The organism is Streptomyces sp. NPDC007189 (assembly GCF_040703635.1).
In the GTDB taxonomy this organism is placed as follows: Bacteria; Actinomycetota; Actinomycetes; order Streptomycetales; family Streptomycetaceae; genus Streptomyces.
This window is the reverse complement of sequence record NZ_JBEYEY010000016.1, coordinates 18,081-41,942: the sequence shown is the minus strand read 5'-3', so window position 1 is coordinate 41,942 and position 23,862 is coordinate 18,081. Positions and strand designations below refer to the sequence as shown.

Annotated in this window: 25 protein-coding genes; 9 read left to right on the top strand and 16 right to left on the bottom strand. The window is 72.7% G+C overall.

Features of this window, described 5'->3' with window-relative positions; genetic code table 11:
• Positions 1-68: 68 nt before the first annotated feature.
• The 6 genes from AB0950_RS29055 to AB0950_RS29030 form a co-directional block, all read right to left on the bottom strand.
• The gene (locus tag AB0950_RS29055; protein WP_366779744.1) at positions 69-701 is read right to left on the bottom strand and encodes an MBL fold metallo-hydrolase; all 633 of its coding nucleotides are present in this window, start codon (positions 699-701) and stop codon (positions 69-71) included.
• The gene (locus tag AB0950_RS29050; protein WP_360569806.1) at positions 701-1,786 is read right to left on the bottom strand and encodes an S-(hydroxymethyl)mycothiol dehydrogenase; all 1,086 of its coding nucleotides are present in this window, start codon (positions 1,784-1,786) and stop codon (positions 701-703) included. Before AB0950_RS29050 ends, AB0950_RS29055 begins: the two co-directional genes overlap by 1 nt.
• 211 nt (positions 1,787-1,997) lie before the next feature.
• The gene (locus tag AB0950_RS29045; protein WP_366779743.1) at positions 1,998-2,417 is read right to left on the bottom strand and encodes a CBS domain-containing protein; all 420 of its coding nucleotides are present in this window, start codon (positions 2,415-2,417) and stop codon (positions 1,998-2,000) included.
• A gap of 57 nt (positions 2,418-2,474) precedes the next feature.
• A complete protein-coding gene (locus tag AB0950_RS29040; protein ID WP_360569808.1) occupies positions 2,475-2,723 on the bottom strand; it encodes a DUF5133 domain-containing protein in 249 nt (82 codons plus the stop codon).
• A gap of 175 nt (positions 2,724-2,898) precedes the next feature.
• The gene (locus AB0950_RS29035; RefSeq protein ID WP_360151456.1) at positions 2,899-3,186 is read right to left on the bottom strand and encodes a hypothetical protein; all 288 of its coding nucleotides are present in this window, start codon (positions 3,184-3,186) and stop codon (positions 2,899-2,901) included.
• A gap of 123 nt (positions 3,187-3,309) precedes the next feature.
• Entirely contained in the window at positions 3,310-4,431 is a 1,122-nt protein-coding gene (locus AB0950_RS29030; protein WP_366779742.1) for a CapA family protein, read from the bottom strand.
• Positions 4,432-4,684: 253 nt separating this feature from the next.
• Here AB0950_RS29030 and AB0950_RS29025 point away from each other — a divergent pair, with 253 nt between their 5' ends.
• Positions 4,685-5,500 (top strand): SAM-dependent methyltransferase, encoded by an 816-nt coding sequence (locus AB0950_RS29025; protein ID WP_360152070.1) that lies wholly within the window; start codon positions 4,685-4,687, stop codon positions 5,498-5,500.
• Between the two features lie 77 nt (positions 5,501-5,577).
• Here the strand turns inward: AB0950_RS29025 and AB0950_RS29020 are convergent, their stop codons facing one another.
• The 4 genes from AB0950_RS29020 to AB0950_RS29005 all read right to left on the bottom strand — a co-directional run bounded on the left by AB0950_RS29020 (position 5,578) and on the right by AB0950_RS29005 (position 11,914).
• Entirely contained in the window at positions 5,578-8,325 is a 2,748-nt protein-coding gene (locus AB0950_RS29020) for an alkaline phosphatase family protein (RefSeq protein ID WP_360569814.1), read from the bottom strand.
• Positions 8,326-8,332: 7 nt separating this feature from the next.
• Positions 8,333-9,697 (bottom strand): ABC transporter permease, encoded by a 1,365-nt coding sequence (locus AB0950_RS29015; RefSeq protein ID WP_366779741.1) that lies wholly within the window; start codon positions 9,695-9,697, stop codon positions 8,333-8,335.
• Positions 9,694-10,761: an ABC transporter ATP-binding protein gene (locus AB0950_RS29010; protein WP_366779740.1), complete on the bottom strand. Its 1,068-nt coding sequence runs from the start codon at positions 10,759-10,761 to the stop codon at positions 9,694-9,696. Before AB0950_RS29010 ends, AB0950_RS29015 begins: the two co-directional genes overlap by 4 nt.
• Before the next feature lie 175 nt (positions 10,762-10,936).
• The gene (locus AB0950_RS29005) at positions 10,937-11,914 is read right to left on the bottom strand and encodes an asparaginase (protein ID WP_360151441.1); all 978 of its coding nucleotides are present in this window, start codon (positions 11,912-11,914) and stop codon (positions 10,937-10,939) included.
• A gap of 252 nt (positions 11,915-12,166) precedes the next feature.
• Here AB0950_RS29005 and AB0950_RS29000 point away from each other — a divergent pair, with 252 nt between their 5' ends.
• From AB0950_RS29000 to AB0950_RS28990, 3 genes are all read left to right on the top strand, one after another.
• On the top strand, positions 12,167-13,393 hold the full coding sequence (locus AB0950_RS29000) for a glucuronyl hydrolase (protein WP_366779739.1): 1,227 nt from the start codon (positions 12,167-12,169) through the stop codon (positions 13,391-13,393).
• A gap of 54 nt (positions 13,394-13,447) precedes the next feature.
• On the top strand, positions 13,448-13,927 hold the full coding sequence (locus tag AB0950_RS28995) for a diadenosine tetraphosphate hydrolase (RefSeq protein WP_366779738.1): 480 nt from the start codon (positions 13,448-13,450) through the stop codon (positions 13,925-13,927).
• Between the two features lie 248 nt (positions 13,928-14,175).
• Positions 14,176-15,084 (top strand): hypothetical protein, encoded by a 909-nt coding sequence (locus AB0950_RS28990; RefSeq protein ID WP_366779737.1) that lies wholly within the window; start codon positions 14,176-14,178, stop codon positions 15,082-15,084.
• Between the two features lie 48 nt (positions 15,085-15,132).
• Here the strand turns inward: AB0950_RS28990 and AB0950_RS28985 are convergent, their stop codons facing one another.
• The gene (locus AB0950_RS28985; RefSeq protein WP_360151429.1) at positions 15,133-15,696 is read right to left on the bottom strand and encodes a hypothetical protein; all 564 of its coding nucleotides are present in this window, start codon (positions 15,694-15,696) and stop codon (positions 15,133-15,135) included.
• Between the two features lie 126 nt (positions 15,697-15,822).
• Here AB0950_RS28985 and AB0950_RS28980 point away from each other — a divergent pair, with 126 nt between their 5' ends.
• Positions 15,823-16,848, top strand: a complete 1,026-nt coding sequence (locus AB0950_RS28980) for an alpha/beta hydrolase (protein ID WP_366779736.1) — start codon at positions 15,823-15,825, stop codon at positions 16,846-16,848.
• On the opposite strand, the gene AB0950_RS28975 is transcribed toward AB0950_RS28980, so the two are convergent.
• The 4 genes from AB0950_RS28975 to AB0950_RS28960 are packed head-to-tail and all read right to left on the bottom strand — an operon-like array spanning position 16,787 to position 19,586.
• Positions 16,787-17,287, bottom strand: a complete 501-nt coding sequence (locus AB0950_RS28975; RefSeq protein WP_360151423.1) for a hypothetical protein — start codon at positions 17,285-17,287, stop codon at positions 16,787-16,789. The two genes, AB0950_RS28980 and AB0950_RS28975, sit on opposite strands and share 62 nt — an antisense overlap.
• Positions 17,288-17,335: 48 nt before the next feature.
• Complete coding sequence (locus AB0950_RS28970) at positions 17,336-18,193, bottom strand: biotin-dependent carboxyltransferase family protein (protein ID WP_366779735.1); 858 nt, start codon at positions 18,191-18,193, stop codon at positions 17,336-17,338.
• Positions 18,190-18,837 carry an allophanate hydrolase subunit 1 gene (locus AB0950_RS28965; RefSeq protein ID WP_366779734.1) on the bottom strand — a complete coding sequence of 216 codons (648 nt, stop codon included), beginning with the start codon at positions 18,835-18,837 and terminating at the stop codon, positions 18,190-18,192. Before AB0950_RS28965 ends, AB0950_RS28970 begins: the two co-directional genes overlap by 4 nt.
• Positions 18,834-19,586 carry a 5-oxoprolinase subunit PxpA gene (locus tag AB0950_RS28960; protein ID WP_366779733.1) on the bottom strand — a complete coding sequence of 251 codons (753 nt, stop codon included), beginning with the start codon at positions 19,584-19,586 and terminating at the stop codon, positions 18,834-18,836. The genes AB0950_RS28965 and AB0950_RS28960 overlap by 4 nt, the downstream gene beginning before the upstream one ends.
• Positions 19,587-19,754: 168 nt before the next feature.
• On the opposite strand from AB0950_RS28960, the gene AB0950_RS28955 reads away from it, so the two are divergent.
• From AB0950_RS28955 to AB0950_RS28940, 4 genes are read left to right on the top strand one after another with little or no spacing between them, the layout of a single operon-like run.
• On the top strand, positions 19,755-20,474 hold the full coding sequence (locus AB0950_RS28955; protein ID WP_360151411.1) for a DUF969 domain-containing protein: 720 nt from the start codon (positions 19,755-19,757) through the stop codon (positions 20,472-20,474).
• Positions 20,471-21,445 carry a DUF979 domain-containing protein gene (locus tag AB0950_RS28950; protein ID WP_366779732.1) on the top strand — a complete coding sequence of 325 codons (975 nt, stop codon included), beginning with the start codon at positions 20,471-20,473 and terminating at the stop codon, positions 21,443-21,445. The genes AB0950_RS28955 and AB0950_RS28950 overlap by 4 nt, the downstream gene beginning before the upstream one ends.
• A 36-nt stretch (positions 21,446-21,481) precedes the next feature.
• The gene (gene pcp / locus AB0950_RS28945; RefSeq protein WP_366779731.1) at positions 21,482-22,132 is read left to right on the top strand and encodes a pyroglutamyl-peptidase I; all 651 of its coding nucleotides are present in this window, start codon (positions 21,482-21,484) and stop codon (positions 22,130-22,132) included.
• Positions 22,132-23,157, top strand: a complete 1,026-nt coding sequence (locus AB0950_RS28940) for a DUF2891 domain-containing protein (RefSeq protein ID WP_366779730.1) — start codon at positions 22,132-22,134, stop codon at positions 23,155-23,157. Before pcp ends, AB0950_RS28940 begins: the two co-directional genes overlap by 1 nt.
• Positions 23,158-23,205: 48 nt before the next feature.
• Here AB0950_RS28940 and AB0950_RS28935 read toward each other — a convergent pair whose 3' ends face one another.
• A complete protein-coding gene (locus tag AB0950_RS28935) occupies positions 23,206-23,862 on the bottom strand; it encodes a class I SAM-dependent methyltransferase (protein WP_366779729.1) in 657 nt (218 codons plus the stop codon).

The window sequence follows — 23,862 nt, the reverse complement described above, 5'->3', positions numbered from 1 at the left end:
GACGGCCCTGCCCCGGTGCCGTGACGCTTCGGTCCGTCACCGGGGCAGGGCCGCGTGCCGCCGGGCGGTCAGTGACCGCGTTCGATCCACTCCTGAAGATGCGGCGCCTCGGCGCCGATGGTGGTCGTGTCGCCGTGACCGGTGTGCACGACGGTGTCCCCGGGCAGGGTGAGCAGGCGTTCCGTGATCGAGCCGATGATGGTCGGGAAGTCGCTGTACGACCGTCCCGTCGCCCCCGGCCCGCCGGAGAACAGGGTGTCGCCGCTGAAGAGCGCGGAGAGCCGCGGGGCGTGCAGGCAGACGGCCCCCGGGGCGTGTCCCGGGGTGTGCAGCACGGTCAGCTCCACTCCGGCGACGGCCAGGCGCTGCCCGTCGGCCAGCTCGCCGTCGGGCGCCCGGTCGGGATGGGTCTGTTTCCACAGCGGCAGGTCGTCGGGGTGCAGCAGGACCGGGGCGCCGGTGCGGGCGGAGAGTTCGGGTGCGGCGTCGATGTGGTCGTTGTGCGCGTGGGTGCACACGATCGCCCGCAGCACGCGTCCGCCGACCGCCCGGGCGATGGCCCCGGCGTCATGGGCGGCGTCGATGACGACCGCCTCGGTGTCGTCGCCGACGATCCACATGTTGTTCTCGACGTCCCAGGTGCCGCCGTCGAGGGTGAACTGCCCACTGGTGACGAGGCGTTCGATGCGCGCGCCCGCCATCAGAGGACCACCACCGAGCGCAGCACGTCGCCGCCGTGCATCCGCTCGAAGGCCTTCTCCACCTCGTCCAGCTGGATCGTCTCGGTGACGAAGGCGTCCAGGTCGAGACGGCCCTGCAGATACAGGTCGATCAGCATGGGGAAGTCGCGGGAGGGCAGGCAGTCGCCGTACCAGCTCGACTTCAGGGCGCCCCCGCGGCCGAAGACGTCCAGCAGGGGCAGTTCGAGCTTCATCTCGGGCGTGGGCACGCCGACCAGGACGACGGTGCCGGCGAGGTCGCGCGCGTAGAAGGCCTGCCGGTACGTCTCCGGGCGGCCGACGGCCTCGATGACGACGTCGGCGCCGAAGCCGCCGGTCAGCTCGCGGATCGCGTCGACCGCCTCGGTGTTCTTCGAGTTGACGGTGTGCGTGGCGCCCAGCTTCCTGGCGGTCTCCAGCTTGCGGTCGTCGATGTCCACCGCGATGACCTTCGCCGCCCCGGCCAGGCTCGAGCCGACGACCGCGGCGGCTCCGACACCGCCGCAGCCGATCACGGCGACGGAGTCCCCGCGCCCGACGTTCCCGGTGTTGATGGCCGCGCCGATGCCGGCCATCACCCCGCAGCCCAGCAGCCCGGCGGCGGCCGGCGAAGCGGCCCGGTCGACCTTGGTGCACTGGCCCGCCGCCACGAGCGTCTTCTCGGCGAAGGCGCCGATGCCCAGCGCCGGGGAGAGTTCGGTGCCGTCGGCCAGGGTCATCTTCTGCTTCGCGTTGTGCGTGTTGAAGCAGTACCAGGGCCGGCCGCGCAGACACGCCCGGCAATTCCCGCACACCGCACGCCAGTTGAGGATCACGAAGTCACCGGGCGCCACGTCGGTGACCCCCTCGCCGACCGCCTCGACGACGCCCGCGGCCTCGTGCCCCAGCAGGAACGGGAAGTCGTCGCTGATGCCGCCCTCTCGGTAGTGCAGATCGGTGTGGCAGACCCCGCAGGCCTCGATCTTGACCAGCGCCTCGCCCGGACCCGGGTCGGGCACGATGATCGTCTCCAGACTGACGGGGGCGCCCTTGCTCCGCGCGACGACACCGCGGACCTGCTGAGTCATGGCCACTCCTCGGCTCACAGAAGGGCGAGATGTTGCCTATTACGGCACACCTCTCACGTTTCGCAACACAGCATCGCGGAGGCCGAAGCAGCGGTCAAGGATCCGGCAGCAGGGAACAGGCAGCGGTTATCGGCGGGTACCGGCGGACACGCAAAGGCGGCGCCGGCCGGACGCGGTGGCATCCGGCCCGGGCGCCGCCCCTTTGCCGTGATCAGGCGTAGACGTGCTGCACGAACTCCGCGAGCTGGCCTTCGCCCAGGTGCCGGGCGATGTCGGTCTCGCTGATCATGCCGATCATGCGCTTGTTCTCGACCACCGGCAGACGCTTGATCCGGTGGCCCTCCATCTCCCGCAGCGCCTCCGAGATGTCGGCGCCCGCATCGATCCAGCGCGGCGTCCCCTCGCACAGCTCGGCGCAGGTCATCCGCGCCGGGTCGTGGCCCGAGGCGACGCACTTCACCACGATGTCGCGGTCGGTGATGATGCCGACCATCCGGTCGCCGTTGTCGGGGTCGCTGACCGGGAGCGCGCCCACCTCGTGGTCCCGCATCATCTGTGCGGCGCGGTCCAGCGTCTCGTACCGGGGGATCCACTGGGCCCCCGGGTGCATGATGTCCTTGGCAGTCGTCATCGCTCGTCCTTCCATGTGGAGCGCGCGGAGCGGCCGGGAGCGCGGGCCCGGATGCCGTCAACGCGTCACGGGCGTACGCCGGTTCCGCTCGCGCAGATAGGTGACCAGATCGGTGCGCAGGTATCGACGGGCGGCGTCGGCCGCCTCGCGCGGGGTGCGCTCGCCCATCAGCACGCACAGCGTGTAACCGCAGTCCTCGAAGGCCGCGCGGGTGACGAGGTCGGCGGGCGCAGCGACCGCGGCCCGTTCGCACACCAGGTAGCGTCGTAGCTGACGGAACACTTCGGATCTGGACGGTAGCAGCATGATCCAGGTCACCGCCCCACGGACTCGGCGGACTCTCCGACAGTGGTGACGCCGCTGCCACGGCGCAACGGCGCGCATCCTTCACCCCGAACAAGGCCTTCAGCCATCGTGCACCCGCCGTATGGCGATGTCTTGTTGGGCTTTCAATCGGTGGCCCGGAGAGCATCGGGGAGGGTCATGCGGGTCCGAGCGTCGTCGTGTCCCGCGTCCCGCGCCGCCAGGGCGTGCGAGGGCGGCGGTGACGGCGGCGGTGGGCGGCGCTCGCCGACATCATGGCCAGCCCCAGACAGAAGATCAGCGCCAGCGCCAGGCCCGAGCTGAACAGCGCGAGCCCGTTCATGCTGGCGATGTCGTGACCGAGGACGGAAACGGTGTACTTGGGCCCGCCCGACAGGTTGCCGAGGATCGCCAGAGCCGTGAAGGCGCCCGCACCCGCGAGCAGGAGCAGTCCGAGGAACAGCATGCGAGTCATCTCCTCAGGAAACGTCTGCCGACGCCTCGGGTACCCGCGACACTCCGCCCATACCGCCGCGGCACTCGCCACCTGGGGCAGGGGGAGCCCCCGTGCGAGACGCGCCCGGGGGCACTACGCCGGCCCGCCCCTGCCCCCCGCCTCGAGGACGAGTGTGCCGTCGGCCGCGAGGCCGATGTGGACGCCGTGGCTGACGCGGTCGAGGGTCGAGCGCAGCCAGGCGCGGTCCTGCTCGTCGGCGGGCTCCAGCCGCATCCGACGCGCCCTGAGGGGGAACATCCGCAGCCCGGCCAGCGCGCCCGTGTCCGCCTCCACCGAGACGAGGTAGCCGAGCCGGAGGTCGTCGCGGTACTCCTCGTAGCCGGTGATGCCCTCGTAGTCGTCGATGAAGTCCCCGCAGCCGTAGAGGATCAGCCGGCCCCGGTACACCTCGGCGGGGCGGGGGTGGTGCGAGGAGTGCCCGTGGACGACGTCGACGCCGCCGTCCACCAGGGTGCGCGCGAAGCGGATCTGCTCACGGGGGACGCCGTAGCCCCAGTTGGATCCCCAGTGCACGGACACCACCGCGATGTCGCCCGGCCGCCTCGCCCGCCGTACCCGCCGGACGCAGGCCTCGGCCGCCGCGGCGGACAGCTCATGGACGAAGGCGACGCCCGGCCGGTCCGCGGTGGCGGCCCAGTCGGGCGGGATGCCGCTGGACAGGGCGCCGAGGGCGAGGACCAGGACGCGGCGGCCGGGGCCGGCGGGGACCACCGCGGGCGCGAAGGCCTGGTCGGCGTCGCGTCCCGCGCCCACGGTCCGCAAGGCCGCGCCGGCGAGCGAGTCCAGCGTCTCCTCCAGGCCCGGCCGGCCGAAGTCCAGCACGTGGTTGTTGGCCAGCACGCAGACGTCGGGCCGGGCCACCGTCAGGGCCGGGAGGTTGGCCGGGTGCATCCGGTAGTGCACCGCCTTGCCCGGCGCGAAGTCGTCACTGCGGGTGACAGCCGTCTCCAGGTTCACGATCCGGGCGTCCGGGGCGGCCTCGTCCAGCAGCCGCAGCGCCTCGCCCCACGGCCACGCGGGCGCGACCGGCGCGGGCACCGGGCCACTGACCGCTTCGGCCAGCTCCACGTAGGAGCGGGCGTCCGTCACATAGCCCTCGCGCAGCACCGGATCTCCCGGGTGCGCAAGGATCTGGTCGACGCCGCGCCCCAGCATCACGTCACCGCAGAGAAACAGCGTCACCACGCCGCCCATGTCCTCCACCCTAGGCGGCTCGGCCCAGGGCTGGGCTGGGACGGTGTGCACAGGCCTGCGACAGCAGAGCGCGACCCGTCGGAGCTCTCCGTGGTCGCCGGAACGGCGACCGTCGACAGTGCCCAGAACGAGAAGGCGGCGCACCGCACCCCGGTCCGGGCCCTGTTCCCGAACTCACGGGCGAGGAGCGGGCGTTCGGACGTAGGTTGGGCAGTGAATGATCCACGCCATGAGCGAAAGACGGACACGCCTGATGACCGACCCCACGACGACGCCCGAGCCGCCGATCAGCCAGAAGATCGACACGTCGGTGCCGCACTCCGCCCGCATCTGGAACTACTGGCTCGGCGGCAAGGACAACTACCCCGTCGACGAGGCGGCCGGTGACGCGTACACCGCGGTCTTCCCCGGGATCGTGACCATCGCCCGCAGCAGCCGCGCCTTTCTGCGCCGCAACATCACCTATCTGGTCCGCGAGGCGGGGATCCGCCAGTTCCTGGACGTCGGCACGGGCCTGCCGACCGCCGAGAACACCCATGAGGTCGCCCAGCGGCTCGCTCCCGAGTCGCGGATCGTGTACGTCGACAACGACCCGATGGTGCTGGCGCACGCCCGCGCGCTGCTGTACTCCACCCCCGAGGGCGCGACGGCGTACATCGACGCCGACGTGACCGAACCGGACCGGATCCTGGAGGCCGCCGCCGGGACACTCGACTTCGGCCGGCCCGTCGGCCTGATCCTCAGCAACATCCTGGGACACGTGGCCGACCACGCTCAGGCGCGCGCGATCGCCGGCCGTCTGATGGACGCCCTGCCCTCGGGCAGCTACCTCTCCGTCAACGACGGCTCACGCGGCATCGACCCCGTCTTCGAGGAGGCCCAGGACGGCTACAACCGCAGCGGCGCCGTCCCGTACAACCTCCGCACCGTCGACGAGATCACCGCGTACTTCGACGGCTTGGAGCTCGTCGATCCCGGCGTCGTCTCGGTCACGCAGTGGCGCCCGGACCCCGGCTCCCCCACCCCGGAGATCATCGCCGAGCACGGAGGCCTGGCCCGGAAGCCGTAGCCGCGAACGTTCCGGTGAACGACGAGGACCCCGGCGGGCGGGTGGCCTGCCCGGGGTCCTCGGCGCATCAGGGTGCGTCAGCCGTCGGACTCCGACGACGGGATGTAGGCACCCGGCACGTCGTTCGGTGCGTAGATCTTCTTCTCACCGGGGTACGGCGTCTTCCAGTTGTGCGTCATGTACCAGGTGTAGTGGTTCATCTGGGCGGGGTTGGCGAAGTCGGGGATGGCATGGGAGCCGGTCAGGTGCTGCTTCGACTTCCAGCCGTCCCACTCGGCGGCGAGCTTCTGCATGTCCGCCGGGACCTTCGTCGCCGGGACGGCCGCCGCCTTCGGGTCCTGCGCCGCCGGGGTGTCCGTACCGCAGGAGGGCGGGGTCTTCAGGCCGTCGGTGAGCGAGGTCCGGTTGGGCAGCGCCGTGAACGGCGTGTAGTCCGGGCGCCGGGTGAAGGCCCCGCGCATCGGAGTGGCCGCGCTGTCCTTCTGGTTCATCGGGTGGATCCCGAGGATCTGCTCGATGGTGCGGATCATCGTGATCTGCGAGTAGTAGTGGCTGTCGACCGTGCCGTGCTGGGCCCACGGGCTGATGATCTGGATCGGGGCACGGTGGCCGTCGACGTGGTCGAGACCGGCCTGCGAGTCGTCCTCGACGACGAAGATCGCCGAGTCCTTCCAGTACTTGCTGTGCGAGATCTCGTCGACCATCTTCCCGACGGCGAGGTCGTTGTCCGCCACCTGGGCCGCCGGGCTCGCCGGACCACCGGTGTGGTCGTTGGAGAGCCAGAACATGTTCAGGTTCGCCGGGCCGTTCTTCTCGAAGTCCTGCTTCCAGATCTGGTACTTGTAGACGTCCGGGACGTCCAGGTCGAACATCGGGAAGCCGGGCGCCGACACGGAGTTGAGCGACGGTATCGCCGAACCCGTCTGGATGGGGTAGGCGGTGGGCTGACCCGTCGCGTCCATGTTCTTGGCGTCGCAGTACAGGTTCTGCCAGGTCGCGCCGGCCGGCTTGCTCTCGACCGACTGGAACTCGCCGAAGTCCCGCACCGTCTTCCCGGCGGCCTGCGCACCGGTCCACAGGAACCCGGACTTCTGGTGGCCGAGGGCGTCGTTCTCGGTGTCGTAGCTGCGCTGGTACTCGCCCGCCGAGGACTCGGTGTACTCCGGGTCGTCGGCCTGCATCAGCCAGTTGTGGCCCTCGGCGGAGTTGGTGCCGATGTCGTACGTGTTGTCGTACAGGCCGAACTGCTTGGCCAGCGCGTGCTGGTTCGGCGTCACGTTCTCGCCGAACTGCGTCACCGACGGGTCGCCGTTGCCCTGCGGCATGTCGCCGAAGACCTGGTCGTAGGTCCGGTTCTCCTTGACGATCAGGAAGACGTGCTTGATCGTCGACGGGTCGCCGAGCCGCTGCGGGACCGCCGCCGGCTGCGCCTTGCCGGCGCCCTTGGCCAGGGAGACCGAGCCGGGCGTCCAGCCGTTCTGCTGGAAGACCTTGGCCGTCTCGGACCTGATGACGCTGTCGTCCGGCAGCGTGAAACGCGTCAGGCTCGAGGTCGTGTCGTGCGTGGCGTGGCCGCCGGCGGTGGTGGGACGGCGGGCGTCGATGCCGCGGGTGTTGGAGACCAGCACCTGGTCGCCGACGGTCGTGATCTCGGAGGGGAAGTAGTCCGTCGGGAGCAGGCCGACGTAACTCACCGGCTCCAGCGGGCTCTTGTACCGGTAGACGGCGACCGCGTTGGCGCGGCCGAGGGTCACCAGCAGGCGGCCGTCGTCGGTGAGGGTCACCGCGTTGGGCTCGTAGCCCACCGACGCCTCCGGCCAGGGCTGGGTGCCGATGGTCTGCACGACCTTGTTCTTGCCGGTGTCGATGACGGACACGGTGTTGCTCGCCGTGTTGGTGACGAACAGGGCCTTGCCCTTGGCGTACAGGGCGGTCGGGTGCAGGCCGACGTCGATGCTGGACGGGGCCGCGGCCGGGTCCGCCAGGTCGATGACGCTGACCGTGCCGGTGGTGGTGGCGCCGGTCTTCGGGTCGGCCGGCACCTGGGTGCCGTAGGAGTTGATGGTGGTGTCGCCGGCCTTGGCCGGGCGGCCGCCCTCGTTGCTGACGTAGAGCTTGTCGCCGACCTGGACCAGGTCGCGCGGGGCGTTGCCCACGCTCCAGCTCTGCTTGACGGCGCCGGTCGCCGTGTCGATGGCGACCACCCGGTTCTGGCCGTTGACCGCGGAGTACACAGTGGAGCCGTCGGCGGAGAACACCGCCTGTCCGACCAGGGCGTGCTTGGATCCGTCCGCCGGGATCTTGATGGACACCGGGTCGGCGACCGTGCCGTCCGGGTTGACCGTGAACCTGGTGTAGCCGTCGGTCTGGCCCAGCCACAGCTGCTTGCCGTCGGGCGAGTACGTGGGGCCTTCCTGGCCCACGGAGTTGCTGCTCAGACGCGGGCTCGAGGTGGCCGCGGTGCCGACGACCTGCTGCACCTTCCAGTTCTTGACGTCGACGATGGCCAGCGCGGCACCGCCGTCGGTGACCGAGGCCGCGAGGTGGGTGCCGTCCGGGCTGGGCGAGGACGACATGATCTTGCCGTTGTTGATGACGAGGCGGTCGCCGTAGGGGGCGATGTACTGGTCGCTGGAGATCACTTGGCCGTGGTCGGTCGTCTGGCCGACCTGGTCGGTGCCGAACTGGTGGGTCTGGGCGTAACCGACGCCGGCGGTGACGGCGAGGACCACGGCCGTGGCGCCCACCGTGAGGGCGCTGCGGCGCCCCGCTCGTCTACCGCGGAACTCCGTCTGCTCGGATCGGCGGTTGCGGGTTACCTGCATGGGAGAGTCATCCCTTCGAGGGCTTGAGAAGTTCGACGTTGCCGTCGAACTGCCATAGGGGGTTCGGTGCGTCGCCGGTCGGGGTCCGCACCAGGAAGTAGCCGTTCACTTCCTTCGGCCCGTCGCCGTCGGCGACGAACCGCCCGTCTGAGGTGACGTCGAGCTGGTAGACGGCCGTCCCTGTGGCCTCGACGCCGGGGAGATGCCAGGACACGACGCAGCGCCAGTCGTTGCCGGGTCCCTCGGCGGCGACCCGGACGCTGCCCTTGTCGCACGCGGCCGTGGCCTTCAGCTGTGCTTCGGTGACATCGGGACGGTTGAGCTGCTCGGTCTGCAGGCGGTAGAGGTGCGCGAACTCCGTGGCGAGCGAGCGCTGCACCTTGTCCTGCGAGATGCCGGAGCCGGTGGCCCCGGTCGCCGGGGCGACGACGGCGACGGTCACGCCGGTCAGCGCGAGCAGCGGCAGGAGACCGGCGGTGACCGCGCGGTGTCCCAAGCCGTCGGCGGTCACATTGGTGAAGTCCCGCCGCAGGAACAGCAGGTACGCCAGCGTTGTCGCCACCACGGCCCACACCAGGCCGACCGCGACGCCGATCAGGAGCGGGCCGAGCTGTGCGGGGCTGGTGAACAGGCCGTTCCAGGCGATGAAGGCGTAGCCGGGCAGGGCGATGCGCACGGCGACGGGGAGCGGCAGCATCTGGGCGAGCTGCATGGCGAGCGCGACGACCGCGGGCAGCAGCAGCCCCATCGGGGACCGTCCCAGCACGACGGAGCCGAGGAGTCCGATCGCGGCGAGGGCCAGGGTCGGGGCGAGGACGCACAGCCAGGCGAGGGCGACCTTGCCGGCCGCGTCCGAGGGCGTCAGCTGGTGGCCGTCGAGGCCGACCATCGGCCGGCTGCCGACGGTCACGACGCCGCCGGCCGCGCTGGAGCAGGCCAGCCCGGCCACGAGCAGCAGGATGACGGTGAGGCCGGCCAGCGCCTTCGCCGCGAAGATCCGCCGGGGCGAGCGGACCGCCACGAGCAGGTGCCGCCAGGTGCCGAGCCGGTCCTCGGAGGCGAACACGTCACCGGCGACCACCGAGGTCAGCAGCGGCAGCGCCCAGGTGCCCGAGAAGCCGAGCATCACCAGCGGTCCGGCCCATCCGGTGGCGAGCATCCAGCGGCCGAAGAGGGTGTCCGAGGGGAGCGTGCTCTGCTGGCTCACCGCCGCGACGAAGAGCCCCGGCGCGATCCAGCAGGCGAGCACCAGCAGGCGGATCCGCCATTGCGAGACGAGCTTGACGAGCTCGAAGCGGTAGCCCCGGGCAACCGAGACACGTGCGGGAGCGGTGGTCCGGTCGGGGGCGGGGGCGGGTGCGGTCGCGGTCATCGGCCGGCCTCCTGCTGCTGGGCGTGGGTGTGCTGGGCCTGGGCGCCGGTTTCCAGTCGCGGTGCGACGGCGGACGCGGGCCGGCCCGTGCCGGGCTCCGCCTGCCCGGCGCCGGAGTCCGCCCTTTCCTCTTCGGGCTCCTGACGCTCCGTCAGGGCCAGGAAGGCCGCTTCCAGCGGGGAGACCACGGGGGCCAGTTCGCGCAGGGCGATGCCCGACCGGACGAGCCGCACCACGAGCGCGTCGAGGTCCGGCACCAGGGCGCGTACGACGAGCACCTCGTCGCCACCGGGACGTCCCTGCTCGATGAGGTGGATCCCGGGCGTGTCGGCGGCGATGCGGCGGGCGCCTTGCGGGTCGGAGGCGATCAGCCGGTAGTCGAGTTCCCGGCTCTCCGCGGCCAGCTTGCGCACGGGGCCGGAGAACACCACCCGTCCGGTGGCGAGGATGGTGACCTCGGAGCACAGCGCCTCGAGGTCGTCCATGCGGTGGCTGGAGAGCACGACGCCGGTCCCCTCCGCCGCCAGCCGGGTGAGGACGCCGTGGACGTGCTTCTTGCCGGCCGGGTCGAGGCCGTTGGACGGCTCGTCGAGCACGAGCAGCCGGGGCTTGGTGAGCAGGGCGGCGGCGAGCCCGAGCCGCTGCCGCATGCCGAGGGAGAAGCCGCGGATCCGGTCGTCGGCGACATCGGTGAGACCGACCTGGCCGATGACGTCGTCGATGCCGGCCTTGCGCGCGTCGCTGCCGCGCAGGGCGGCCAGCGCGGCTAGGTTCTGCCGGGCGGTCAGCGACGGGTAGAGCCCGGGGCCGTCGACGAACCCGGCGACCCCGTCCGGAGCGGCGTACGTCCTGCCCACCGGCGTACCGAGGATCTCCAGACGGCCGCTGTCGGCCACGGCCAGCCCGAGCAGGAGCCCGAGAAGCGTCGTCTTGCCGGCGCCGTTCGGGCCGACCAGGCCGTGGATCCGTCCCTGCGCCACATCCAGATCGATCCCGTCGAGCGCGACGACGTCACCGAAGCACTTGGTGATCCCGCGCGCCCGGACGGCGAGGAGTGAGTCCATGAGCCCCTTCTTTCGCAAGCCTCATGGACCCTAGGGAGAGCACACCGTACGCACAGGAAGCGTCAGTTGAACGCTCAAGGAACGGAAGACAACAGCCGTCCGTCAGCCCCCCGGACGGCAAGGCCGCCCCGGCCCTCTCGCCGCCGGAGCCCCATGACGTGCCGTCAGCGGCGTTTCAGAAGACGGCACGCACCTGACCCACCTCCTCCCCGCGGCCCAGCACCGGCGTACGGCCGACGCGCTCCAGGACGGGCGCCGTGACCCCCATCAGCCGCAACGTGCGGGCCAGCACGGGGCCGAGGGCCCGGACTCCCCCGTCCTCGACCTTGAGGGCCAGGGCACGCCCGTCGGGCAGGGCGAGGCCCTGTACGGCTTCGGCGCCCACCTTCGCCAGGACGCCCGGTATCTCCCGCATGAGCCAGGTGTCGTGGCGGTGGGTGCCCGCGACGTACTCGGGGTGGGCCCGCATGGCGTCGGCGACCCGCCGTTCGGGGGTGCCGGGGGCGGCGAGGACGAAGGAGCGGAAGGCGCGGGCGAGGCCGGTCAGGCTGATCGCCATCAGCGGCGCCCCGCAGCCGTCCACGCCGACGGCGGCCACCGGTTCGCCGGCCGCCTCCTCCAGGGCCGTGCGGATGACGCGCTGGAGGGGATGCTCCGGGTCGAGGTAGGACTCCAGCGGCCAGGTGCGCAGCGCGGCGGCGGCCAGCATCGCCGCGTGCTTGCCGGAGCAGTTCATGGCCACCCGGTCGCGCCGGCCGCCGGCCGCCAGGTAGGCCTCCTGCTCCTGCTGGTCCAGAGGGAGGGCGAGCGGGCACTGGAGGTGATCCGGGGTCAGCCCATGCTCCTTCAGCATCGTGCGCACCAGGTCGCGGTGGAACGGTTCCCCGGAGTGGCTTGCCGCGGCCAGGGCCAGCCGCTCTCCCACGAGGTCGAGGCCGGCCCGCAGCATGCCCGCCGCCTGCATCGGCTTGTTGGCGGAGCGCGGGAAGACGGGGGACGTGACATCACCGATCGCCCACTCCACCGAGCCGTCGGCGGCGAGCGCCACCACGCTGCCCCGGTGGCGTCCTTCGACGAATCCGGAGCGGACGACCTCGGCGAGGACCGGGGCGCTCGGCGTGCTCGCGGTGGGTGTCGTGGCGGGCTGAGGCATCGGCGGGTCACCTTCCTGACGGAACCAGGGGCCTGACGGAGCGACGCGTCCGGCCGTGCCCGGGATCGCCGGACACGCGGCCGGATGAGCGGGTCGCTGCGCACGCTACCCGCGGCCGAGCCGCCCGCCGCAACGAGGCCCGACGATCCGATGTTCATCAACGTGAACATTGCACACATGGGTGTACGTGAGGACGGCCGCCGTGCCAGACTCCCTCAACGTCCCTGCGGCACCGCTCACTTGGAGGCGTCCATGAGCATTCCCCGGCGCACCGTGCTCACCGTGGCGGCCGGCGCCACGGCCACCACCGTCGCACCCGCACAGGCAGCTCAGGCGTCCGGCGACCCGGTCCCGGCGCCGACCGTGCGAGCACTGCGCGCGGCCGCCGACTACGCGGTGGAGAAACTCCGCGCCGTCGCACCGGGGGTGACGAGCTTTCCCGTCGGCACGAAGGCCGAGAAGTGGGTCTACTCGCAGAACGGTGACTGGGTCGGCGGATTCTGGCCGGGGACGCTGTGGATGGCGTACCTCCACAGCGGGGACCAGGTGTTCCGGACGCTGGCCCTCGACTCCGCCCGCCGGCTCGCCCCGCGCCGGTACGACACCACCACGCACGACCTCGGGTTCCTCTTCTCTCCGTCCTGGGTCACCGCCTGGCGGCTGACCGGCGACGACTACTGGCGCGCGGGCGCGATCGAGGCGGCCGGCTCGCTCATCCAGCGCTACAACCCCCACGGCCACTTCATCCGGGCCTGGGGAGCACTGAACGACCCGGTCAACGCGGGCCGGGTCATCATGGACACGATCATGAACCTCGACCTGCTGGCGTTCGCCAGCCGGGAGACGGGAGACGGCAGGTATCTCCGCGTAGCCGTGGAGCACGCCAGGACGGCACAGCGGGTCTTTCCCCGCCCGGACGGCTCGACTCCCCACGTCTTCGACTTCGACCCCGACACCGGCGCGCCGATCGGCCCGAACACCGTCCAGGGATACAGCCCGGACTCCTGCTGGTCCCGCGGACAGGCCTGGGGGATCTACGGGTTCACCACGATGTACCGCCGGACCGGAGACCAGCAGTTCCTGAGCACGGCCCGCAGACTCGCCGACTTCGCGGTGGGAGCGCTGAGTCCGGACCACGTCCCCGTGTGGGACTACCGCGCACCCCAGGCGCCGTACGACGTCAAGGACGCCTCGGCCGGTGCCGTGATGGCCTGCGGGCTGCTGGACCTGTCCGCCGCGACCGGGCGGCACGACTACCGGCAGGTCGCCCTGCGGATCCTCACCGCGCTTGCGCAGACCTGCCTGACCCGGAACTCCACCCGCGCGCAAGCGATAGTCGCCCGCTGCACCCGCAACCGGCCGGCCGAGGACGGAGTCGAGATATCCCTCCCCTACGCCGACTACTACCTGCTGGAAGGCATCCTCCGCGTGCTGCGGCCGCAGGAAGTCGACCGGGCCATCGATCTGTCGACGGTCTGAGGCGGTCACCCGGCTGCCGCCCTTGCCTGTATGGACAGGCCGTAGGTTGGGGCCATGAGTGACGACTGGCGTGACGATCGCATCGGGGCTGCTCTGCGGGGCGAGAACCCGACGGTGCTGCGGCGGCTGGAGGCGGGCTTCGCGGTGATCGGGGATGTACAGTTCCTGCCCGGCTACTCGGTCCTGCTGGCGGACGAGCCGGGTGTGCAGCGGCTGTCGGACCTGCCGAGGGCGAGGCGGCTGGCGTTCCTGTCCGACATGGACCGGCTCGGCGAGGCCGTGGAGCGGGCCTGCCGGCGCCTGGATCCCGCCTTCCGCCGGGTGAACCTGGAGATCCTCGGCAACACGGACCCGTTCCTGCACGCCCATGTCTGGCCCCGGTTCGGGTGGGAGCCGCCCGAACTGGTGGGCAAACCCGTGTGGCTGTACCCGCCGGAGCGGTGGCGGGACGAGCGGTTCGCACTCGGGCCGCAGCACGACGCGCTGCGGGACGCGATCGCAGGCGAACTGGACCTGGCGGCCTCCGTCGCCTGACGTACGCGTACGCCATGCACGTCGCGTTCTCACCCCGCCCGGCCTTTTGGTGGTAGCGGTGAGGAATGTCCGTGTTACACCCCTGTGACAGCGAACGGACGATTCGAAGATCCGGATCTGTCAGGCTCGGATCGGAACAGAGCGGCAGACCATCGCGTGGCCTTCAGCGACCAGGGCGCCGACCAAGCGGCTCTGACACAGACGCACCGTACGACCCGACCAGTCGACGTTCCTGGGGGAATGCACTCATGACCACCCGCACCCGCACCGTGGCGGCCGCCATCGCCGTGGCCGCCGCCGTCACCGGCTCCGCGCTGCTGGGCGCCTCCGGCGCCGCCTCCGCCGCCACCGGCGCCTCGCACGGCACCCTGACCGTCAGCAACGGCACCCGGTACGTGCTGATCAACGGCCGCAAGGTCGACTTCAAGGTGCCCGTCCGGGACCTCGCCTGGTCCCCGGACGGCAAGAAGGCCGCCTTCGTGGACGGCTCCGGCAACCTGGACATCGCCAACCCCGACGGCAGCGGGCGTGTGGTGGTCGCCAAGAACCCCGGCGACCAGAACTGGTCCCACCCGACCTGGCAGGTGGCCGCGAAGGACACCCGCTACAACATCCCCGCCAAGGACAACCTCATCTTCGCCGCCCGCGCCAAGGGCGTCTCCCGGCTGAAGTACGTGTCCGCCAAGGCCGTACACGGCACGCCGAAGACCCTGCCCCTGAACGGCTCCCCCGACCCGGACGGCGCGGTCCCGCAGACGGGCAACGTCTGGCCCGACGCGGCCGGCCACTACGGCACCTCGGTGTACGCCAACGCCGACACCGGCGCCGTCTACATCCGCGACGACTACCTGCGCCAGCAGGGCGGCAAGCTCACCAAGGGCTCCCAGCCGGCCCTGTCCCCGAACGAGGAGGAGGTCGTCTTCGTGCGCTCGGTCGCCGGCCACGACCACGTGCTCGTCGAGGACTTCACGCACGGCAACCGCATCAAGGACCTCACCCCGCACGCCACGACCGACTACACCGAGCCCGCCTGGTCCCCCGACGGCAAGACCCTCGCGGTGCGCACCCCGTCCGGGACGGTGACCCTGCCGGCCGACGGCTCGGGGCGTCCGGCCAAGGTCACCTCGACGGTCGGCCTGGCGGCATACCGCCCCTGACGCGATGTCAGACGACGGGCCGGGCGCGTCCGGGGCGCGGAGTGCGGGTCACTTCGCGGTCCGGGCGAGCTCGGCCCGCAGTTCGTCCAGGTGGGCGTCGGCGGTGTCGTGCGGCAGGAACTCGACCACGTCGAGGAACCGGAAGAGCACCCGGCTTTCGGTGACGGCGTACTCGTACGCGCCGAAGCCCACCACCGCGCCCATCGTGCCCCGCACCGCGCCCCGCACCACATGCGCGGTCATGTCGTCCGGTTCCGCCGCCGACATGCCGCGCCGGGCGTTGGGCCGGGCCAGATACGGGCACACCATCGACGCGTACAGCATGCACGCGCGGTGCCCCGGCCCCTCCAGGGTCGGCGCGAGATTGCGGTAGGGCCGCCCCGCGGCCAGCGCCTCGCCGATCGCCGTGCTCTCCGCGGCCCCCACCACCCGCCACACCGGCCCCTGCGGCATGCCCTGGTTGCACACCGAGCACAGGCGCTTGCGGGCGCATGCGGCGCTGCGTTCGTAGTCGGTGAGCGCGAACTGGGGCTCCTCCCCTTCCCAGGGGGTGATGGCCGGCACCGGATAACCGCGGGCGTCACGGGGCCGTGCCGCGACCGCCGCCGGCATGGGAACACTCTCGAATCGCACAGGCCATGCCTACCAGCAGCAGCGGCTCGCGGCCAAGGCCGGGCGGGGGCGGGCGGGCCGGCAGCGACCGCGGCCCTGCGATGTCCGGCCTGATTGACTGTCCGCATGGACCTCGCCGACGATCTGCCCGCCGGGCCCGGCCCCGTCCCGACGCCCCGGCAGGCGCCGCCGCTCGACCCCGAACTGGCCGCGGTTCTGGAGGGTTTGGGGCCTGCGGCGAGGGAGCCCGTCACCCCGGAGAACCTCGCGGCCCGGCAGGAGCGGGACGCCGCCGCCCGGCCGAGACCGACGGTCCGCCAACTCCGGGACGGCGGCCGGTTCGAGGCGGAGGAGCTGCGGGTGCCGGGGCCGCCGAACGCGCCGGACGTCACGCTCGTCGCCGCACGGCCCGCCGGGATCACCGGGCCGCTGCCCCTGCTGTACTACCTGCACGGCGGCGGAATGGTCACGGGCAACGCGTGGTCCGTGCTGCCGCGGATCCTGCGCGAGTGGGCCGAGCCGCTGGGGCTGGCCGTCGTCTCCGCCGAGTACCGGCTGGCGCCCGGGGCGCGGTATCCGGCGGCGGTGGAGGACTGTTACGCGGGACTGCTCTGGGTGGCGGCGCACGCGGCCGACCTCGGCGTCGACCCCGATCGCATAGTCATCGGCGGGAAGAGCGCGGGCGGCGGACTGGCGGCGGCCCTCGCCCTGCTCGCCCGTGACCGTCGCGGCCCCCGCCCGGCCGGGCAGCTGCTGCTGTGCCCGATGCTGGACGACCGCAACGACACCGTCTCCAGTCACCAGTCGGCCGGCATCGACACCTGGGACCGGATCTCCAACGCGATGGCGTGGCAGGCGCTGCTCGGCGACCGGTACGGCGCCGCCGACCTGCCTGCCTATGCGGCCCCCGCCCGCGCCGCCGACCTGTCCGGGCTGGCCCCGGCCTACCTCGACGTCGGGTCGGCCGAGACCCTGCGGGACGAGGCCGTGGCGTACGCCCAGGGGATCTGGCAGGCCGGCGGCCAGGCCGAACTGCACGTCTGGCCGGGCGCCTTCCACGGCTTCGACACCCTCGCCCCCGCGGCGGCCCTCAGCCGGGACGCCCGCGGCGCCCGCACCCGCTGGCTGCGGCGGGTTCTCGCGCGGACGTGATGACGCCGTAGGTGACCAGGCCGTAGGCGAGGTGGGGCAGCGCGTCGGCGGCCCAGTCGGCGGGCGACCAGGTGCGGGGGTCGCTGACGTCCAGGGCCGCAATCGGCACGTCGGTCAGCGTCATGGCCAGGGCTCCGGTCAGCACGCCGCCGAGGCAGGGGGGCGGACGCACACCGGCGCGGTGGAGCAGGGACATGACGGCGCCGGTCCCGACTGCGACGCCGATGCCGGCAAGCGCCCCCAGTGCGGAGAGCCGGTTGTCCCGTTCCTCCCCGTCCGGAATCGGTACTCCCGCCTTGGTGGTGATCTTGTCCACCACGGCCTGCGGGGCGCCGCTCGACGACCGGCCGCGCAGCGCCATGTCCAGATAGCCGACGGCGTTCAGCGCGGTGGTGCCGGCGGCTCCCGCCACACAGCCGCGCGCGAGGCTTCGGAACATGTCCCTCCGGGTCCCCACGGGTGACGTGCACCAAACGGCGCAGTGCCGTCACCCCACGGTGAAGCGGACCGGCGTGCCCGCCGTGGCCTGCGCGGCAGCGGCCAGGGCGTCCTCGGGCACGACCCCGATCACCGGATAGCCCCCGGTGGTGGGGTGGTCGTGCAGGAACACCACCGGGCCTCCGTCCGGAGGGACCTGTACGGCGCCGAGCACCATGCCCTCGCTGGGCAGCTCGCCGGTCGAGACGCGTTCCAGCGCCGGTCCTTCGGTGCGCAGGCCGATGCGGTTGCTGTGCTGCGACACGCGGTAGGTCGCCGAGGTGAGGGTGCGCAGCGCGGCGGGGGCGAACCAGTCGGCGCGGGGCCCGAGGGTGAGCGGCAGGGCGAGCTCGGTGGGCGGCGCCGGCCAGGGGGCGCTGTCGGGGAGCGCGGGCAGCGGGGCGGGGGCGCCCAGCGGGAGGACGTCGCCGTCGCGCAGGGGCGCCGGGCCGAGGCCGGAGAGCAGGTCCGTCGCACGGCTGCCGAGGACCGGGTCGACGGCGACGCCGCCGGCGACGGCGACATAGGCCCGCACGCCCGCGGTCACCCCGCCCACGTTCAGCACGGCGCCCGCGGGCACCCGTACGGGCACGCCCCAGGCCACCGGCCGGCGCTCGACCGTCACCGGGCAGGGCGCGCCGCCCACGACGACGGTGACGGCGCGGTCGGGGCGCAGGGCGCAGCCGGTCAGGGTGGTCTCCAGGACGGCGGCGTCGGGGGTGTTGCCGAGGAGCCGGTTGGCCAGGCGCATGGCGGGTGCGTCCAGGGCGCCGGAGCGGGGGACGCCCAGGTGGGCGTGGCCGCGCCGGCCGCCGTCCTGGACGGTGGTCAGGGCGCCGGAGCGTACGACGGTGAGCTTGGCGGTCATGGTGTGCCGCCCTCGGCCACGAACCGCACCCGCGTGCCCGGCGTGAGCAGGGCCGGTTCCTCGCGGCCGAGGTCCCACAGCGGGGTCGGGTCCGGCATGGTGCCGATGAGCTGCCAGCCACCGGGGGTGGCGCGCGGGTAGACCGCGCTGTAGGGGCCGGCGAGGGCGACCGCGCCGGCCGGGACCCGGGTGCGGGGGGTCTCGCGGCGCGGCACGTGCAGCTCGGGGGGCAGGCCGGTGAGGTAGCCGAAGCCGGGGGCGAAGCCGCAGAAGGCGACGCGGTAGGTGTACGAGGAGTGCCGGGCGGCGACCTTGTCGGCGCCCACGCCCCACAGCTCGGCCACCCGCGCGAGATCCGGGCCGTCGTAGCGCACGGGGATCTCCACGAGTCCTCCGGTGTCGGAGGGGTGGGCGGGCACGTCCCATGCGGCGATCCGGCGGGCCAGTTCGCCGGGGCGGGCGACGCCGTCCAGCAGGACGGTGCGCGCGCCGGGCACGATCTCCTCGACCGGGGGCAGGGTTCCCGCGGCGCGGCGCCGCAGCAGCTCGGCGTGGAACGCCGCGGTGCGCTCGGCGTCCGGCAGTTCGACGAGCAGTGCGTGCCGTCCGGCGGGGCGCACGTCCAGGGACCGGCTGTCCTTCATGCGAACGCCCCGACCTCGACCCCGGCCGCGTCGAGGGCCTCGCGCACCCGCGCCGCGATCCGGGCGGCGCCCGGGGTGTCGCCGTGGACGCACAGGGAGCGGGCGGCCACCGGGACCGTCGTACCGTCCACGGCCGCGACCGCGCCGTCCACGGCGAAGGCGAGCGCGCGCCGGATCACCGCGTCCTCGTCGGTCACCACGGCGCCCGCCTCGCGGCGCGGCACGAGGGTGCCCGCGGGGGTGTAGGCGCGGTCCGCGAAGGCCTCCGGTACGGCGGTCAGGCCCGCCTCCTGCGCGGCGGCCAGCAGGCGCGAGCCGGGCAGGCCGAGCACCGGCAGGGCCCCGCCCGCGAGCCGGACGCCGGCCACGACGGCCGCGGCCTGCTCGGCGTCGTGCACGGTGCGGTTGTAGAGCGCGCCGTGCGGCTTGACGTAGACGACGTCGGCGCCGGCGGCCTGGGCGAAGACCCGCAACGCGCCGATCTGGTAGGCGATCTCGGCCGCCAGCTCCTCGCCGGGCACGTCCATGGCGCGGCGGCCGAATCCGGCCAGGTCGCGGTAGGAGACCTGGGCGCCGATCCGGACGCCGCGCTCGGCGGCCAGGTCGCAGACGCGGCGCATCACGGAGGGGTCGCCGGCGTGGAAGCCGCAGGCGACGTTGGCGCTGGTCACGACGGAGAGCAGGGCGTCGTCGTCGGTGAGGGTCCAGCGGCCGAAGCCCTCACCGAGGTCCGCGTTGAGGTCGATCACATTCCGAACCTAATCGATTGTTGAACGATCCGACAAGAGATGGATTTACGAACGCCCCCTTGTTCGATCGTTGAACGATCCCCTAGGGTCCCTGCATCCCTCACGGATCCGGGGCCCCGGATCCGCGCCGCCCGGGCGTCACGCCCGCACAACCCCTAAGGCCACCGCATGATCGTTCTCCTCGGCGTCGTCGTGGTGATCCTCGGATTCGTCACGCGCCGCAATCCCGTCCTCGTGGTGGGCGTCGCCGGTGTCTTCACCGGACTGGTCGGCGGGATGAACCCGCTGGAGGTCCTGGCGGCCTTCGGCCGGTCCTTCGCCGACAGCCGCTCGGTCACCGTCTTCGCCGTCGCCCTGCCCGTGATCGGTCTGCTGGAGCGTTACGGCCTGCGGGAACAGGCCCGCAGGCTGATCGCCCGGCTCGGCGCGCTGAGCACCGGCCGGTTCCTCACCGTCTACCTGCTGGTCCGTCAGGTCACCGCGGCGTTCGGCCTGACCAGCATGTGCGGGCCCGCGCAGACGGTGCGGCCGCTCGTCGCGCCCATGGCCGAGGCCGCCGCCGAACGCTCGGCGGGTGCGGCGCTGCCCGAGCGGCTGCGGGAGAAGGTGCGGTCCTACTCCGCGTCCGCCGACACCGTCGGCGTGTTCTTCGGCGAGGACTGCTTCGTCGCGATCGGCTCGATCCTGCTGATCACCGGCTTCGTCAACTCCACGTACCACCAGAACCTGGAGCCGACCCAGCTGGCCCTGTGGGCGGTTCCGGTCGCCGTCTGCGCCTTCCTGATCCACGGCGCCCGGCTGCTGCTCCTGGACCGCGAGTTGCAGCGCGAGATGGCGCTCGCCGCCGCCGAACACGACCTGCCGCTGCCGAAGGAGAGCAACAAGTGATCAAGGTCGAATGGCTGTACTGGCTGGTGGGCCTCGTCTTCGTCGTCATGGCCGTGCAGATGGCGGCCGACCGCAGCAACCCCAGGCGGTGGACCTCCGCCGCGTTCTGGGGCCTGCTCGGGCTGACCTTCCCCTACGGCACCGGGGTCGCCAACGCCACCGCGAAGAACGGCGGCTGGACCCTGCCCGCCGAACCGCTCGGCGCCGCGGTCCTCGCCCTGATCGTGCTCGCCGGCTTCAACTTCCTCGGCAAGGGCGTCCCCGTCACCAGCACCGCCGAGGAGCGCGAGGCCTCCGCCACCCGGCTCGGCAGCCGCATCTTCATCCCGGCCCTGGCGATCCCGCTCGTCGCCATCGTCTGCGCCTCGGTCCTCGACGACTCGGGCCTGTTCGAGACCGGCAAGGCCACCCTGATCGGGCTCGGCATCGGCTGTCTCGTCGCCCTCGGCGTCGGCATGCTGGTCACCGGCGAGCGGAAGCTGTCCGTGCCGCTGCACTCCGGGCGTTCCATGCTGGAGGCGATGGGCTCGGCCCTGCTGCTGCCCCAGCTCCTCGCCGTACTCGGCTCGATCTTCGCGCTCGCGGGCGTCGGCACCCAGGTCGGCACCATCGTGCACGACGTCCTGCCGGACCACTCGAAGTACCTCGCCGTCCTCGCCTACTGCGTCGGCATGTTCCTGTTCACCGTGATCATGGGCAACGCCTTCGCCGCGTTCCCCGTGATGACCGCGGCGATCGGCTGGCCCGTCCTCATCCAGCAGATGCACGGCGATCCGCCGGCCGTCCTCGCCGTCGGCATGCTGGCCGGCTTCTGCGGCACGCTGTGCACGCCGATGGCGGCCAACTTCAACATCGTCCCGGCGACCCTGCTGGAGCTGAAGGACCAGTACGGCCCCATCAAGGCGCAGATCCCCACGGCCCTTCCGCTCCTGGTCTGCTGCACGGCGCTCATGGCGTTCTTCGCGTTCTGACCGGTCCGGCCACCGCACCCCAGGTAAGGAAGTGCCATGACCCGCGTGCTCATCACCGGCTTCGCCCCCTTCGACGGCCAGCAGGTCAACCCGTCCTGGCAGGCGGCCTCGCTCGTGGCCGCCGAGCCGCCCGCCGGGCTCACCGTCACCGCCGCCGAACTCCCCTGTGTCTTCGGCGAGTCGATAGACGCCCTGCGCGACGCCGTCCGCGCCGCCGAGCCCGATCTGATCCTGTGCCTCGGCCAGGCGGGCGGCCGTCCCGGCGTGACCGTCGAACGCGTCGGCCTCAACGTCGACGACGCCCGCATCCCCGACAACGCGGGCAACCAGCCCATCGACGAGCCCGTCATCCCCGGCGGCCCCGCCGCGTACTTCTCCACGCTCCCGGTCAAGGCCTGCGTCGCCGCCCTGCGCGCGGCGGGCGTGCCGGCCGCGGTGTCCAACACGGCCGGCACGTTCGTCTGCAACCACGTCGCGTACGGCCTCGGTCACCTCATCACCACCGAGTTCCCGCACGCCCGCGGCGGTTTCGTGCATGTGCCCTGGGCGCCCGAGCAGGTCACGGACGGCACCGCGCCCGCCCTGGAGCCCGCCACGGTCGCCCGCGGACTGCGCGCGCTGCTGCTGGCCGCCGCCCGCACCCCCGCGGACGGCGACCTGAAGGTCACCGAGGGAGCCACCCACTGATGCCGCTCGCCGCGCACGCGGCCGGATTCGCCCGGCTCGCCCTGGCCAACATCACCCGCGAGTACCCCAACTCCCCCGCCCACCTGATGACGTCGCCGGACGAGGAGGTACGGCCCAGCGCCCTGCACCCGGCCTTCTACGGCTCCTACGACTGGCACTCGTCGGTGCACATGCACTGGCTGCTGGTCCGCCTCCTGCGCCGGCACGGCGCCACGCCCGCCCTGCCGGACACGGCGCCGGTCACCGACGTCCTCGACCGGCACCTCACCTGCGCGAACATCGCCGTAGAAGCCGCCTACCTGCTCGGCCGTCCCTCCTTCGAGCGGCCGTACGGCTGGGCCTGGCTCGTGGCACTCGCCGCCGAATGCCGGGACGCAGGCGCGGCCGGGGCCCGCTGGGCGGAGGCGCTGGCGCCGGCGGTCGCCGCCGTCGACGCCCTGCTGACCGAGTGGCTGCCGAAGGCCACCTATCCGGTGCGCCACGGCACCCATCCCAACAGCGCCTTCGCGCTGGGCCTCCTGCTCGACGCGGCCGAACTGCCCGCCGCGACCGCCGAGGCCGTACGGCGGCGGCTGCTGACCTGGTTCGCCGACGACCACGACGCGCCCGCGCACTGGGAACCGTCCGGCCAGGACTTCCTGTCCCCGGCGCTGACCGAGGCCGACGCCATGCGCCGGGTGCTCGGCGGGGAGCAGTTCGCCCGGTGGCTGGACCGCTTCCTGCCCGCGCTGCGCTCCGGCGCACCCTGCCCGGTGCTGGAGGTACCCGTCGTCTCCGACCGGGCCGACCCGCAGATCGGCCATCTGCTCGGGCTCACCCTCAGCCGGGCCGCCGCCCTGCGCTCGATCGCCGCCGCGCTGCCGGACGGGCCGGTGCGGACGCGCCTGGCCGAGGCCGCCGACGCCCACCTGGCGGCGGGCCTGCCCGCCGTGCGGCGCGAGGACTTCACCACCGACCACTGGCTGGCCACCTTCGCGGCGCTGGCCCTCGAGTCCGGGACGGGTCACACCCCGGGGTCCGGCTGACGTCCTGCCACCTGTACGCGTCCCGCCGTGCACCGGCGACGCATGCGCTCAGGTACGGTCCGCCGGGCGGGAGAGCATGGTCATGGCGGCGAGCCAGCCGCGGATGCCGGGGCGGTCCAGGTTGATCTCGATGGTGGCCGGTACGGCGAAGTCGAGGTGCAGCGTGCCGGCGAACGTGTCCGTGAGGTCGTCCCGCGTCAGCCGGTGGGGTCCCGTGGCGCCGGGTGTCTCGGGCTCCCTGTCGCTGAAGCAGAGCAGGAAGTAGCGGCCGCCGGGGCGCAGAACGGCGCGCAGGCCGCGGATGAAGGCGGGACGGTCGTCCGGGTCGAGCATGTGGAACATGCCGCTGTCCAGGACGGTGTCGAACCGCTCCCCCAGGTCCGCCAGCCTCCGGGTGTCGTGGTGCAGGAACCGGGCGCGCACGCCACTCCGGCGCGCCTTGTCCTCGGCGGCGCGCAGGGCCGTGTCCGCCAGGTCCACTCCGGTGGCGTCGAGCCCGAGGCCGGCGCACATGAGCACGTGTTCCCCGGTGCCGCAGCCGACGTCGAGCACCCGGCCCCGGAGGGCACCGGACCGGGCGAGGGCGAGGAACGCCGGCTGGGGGCGTCCGATCTCCCACGGCGGCCGTACGGCGTACAGGCCGTCGAGCCGCTGCTGTGCGGCCTCCACCGCGTCCGCTTCGGAGTGCGGGGCCGGTCCGTCCAT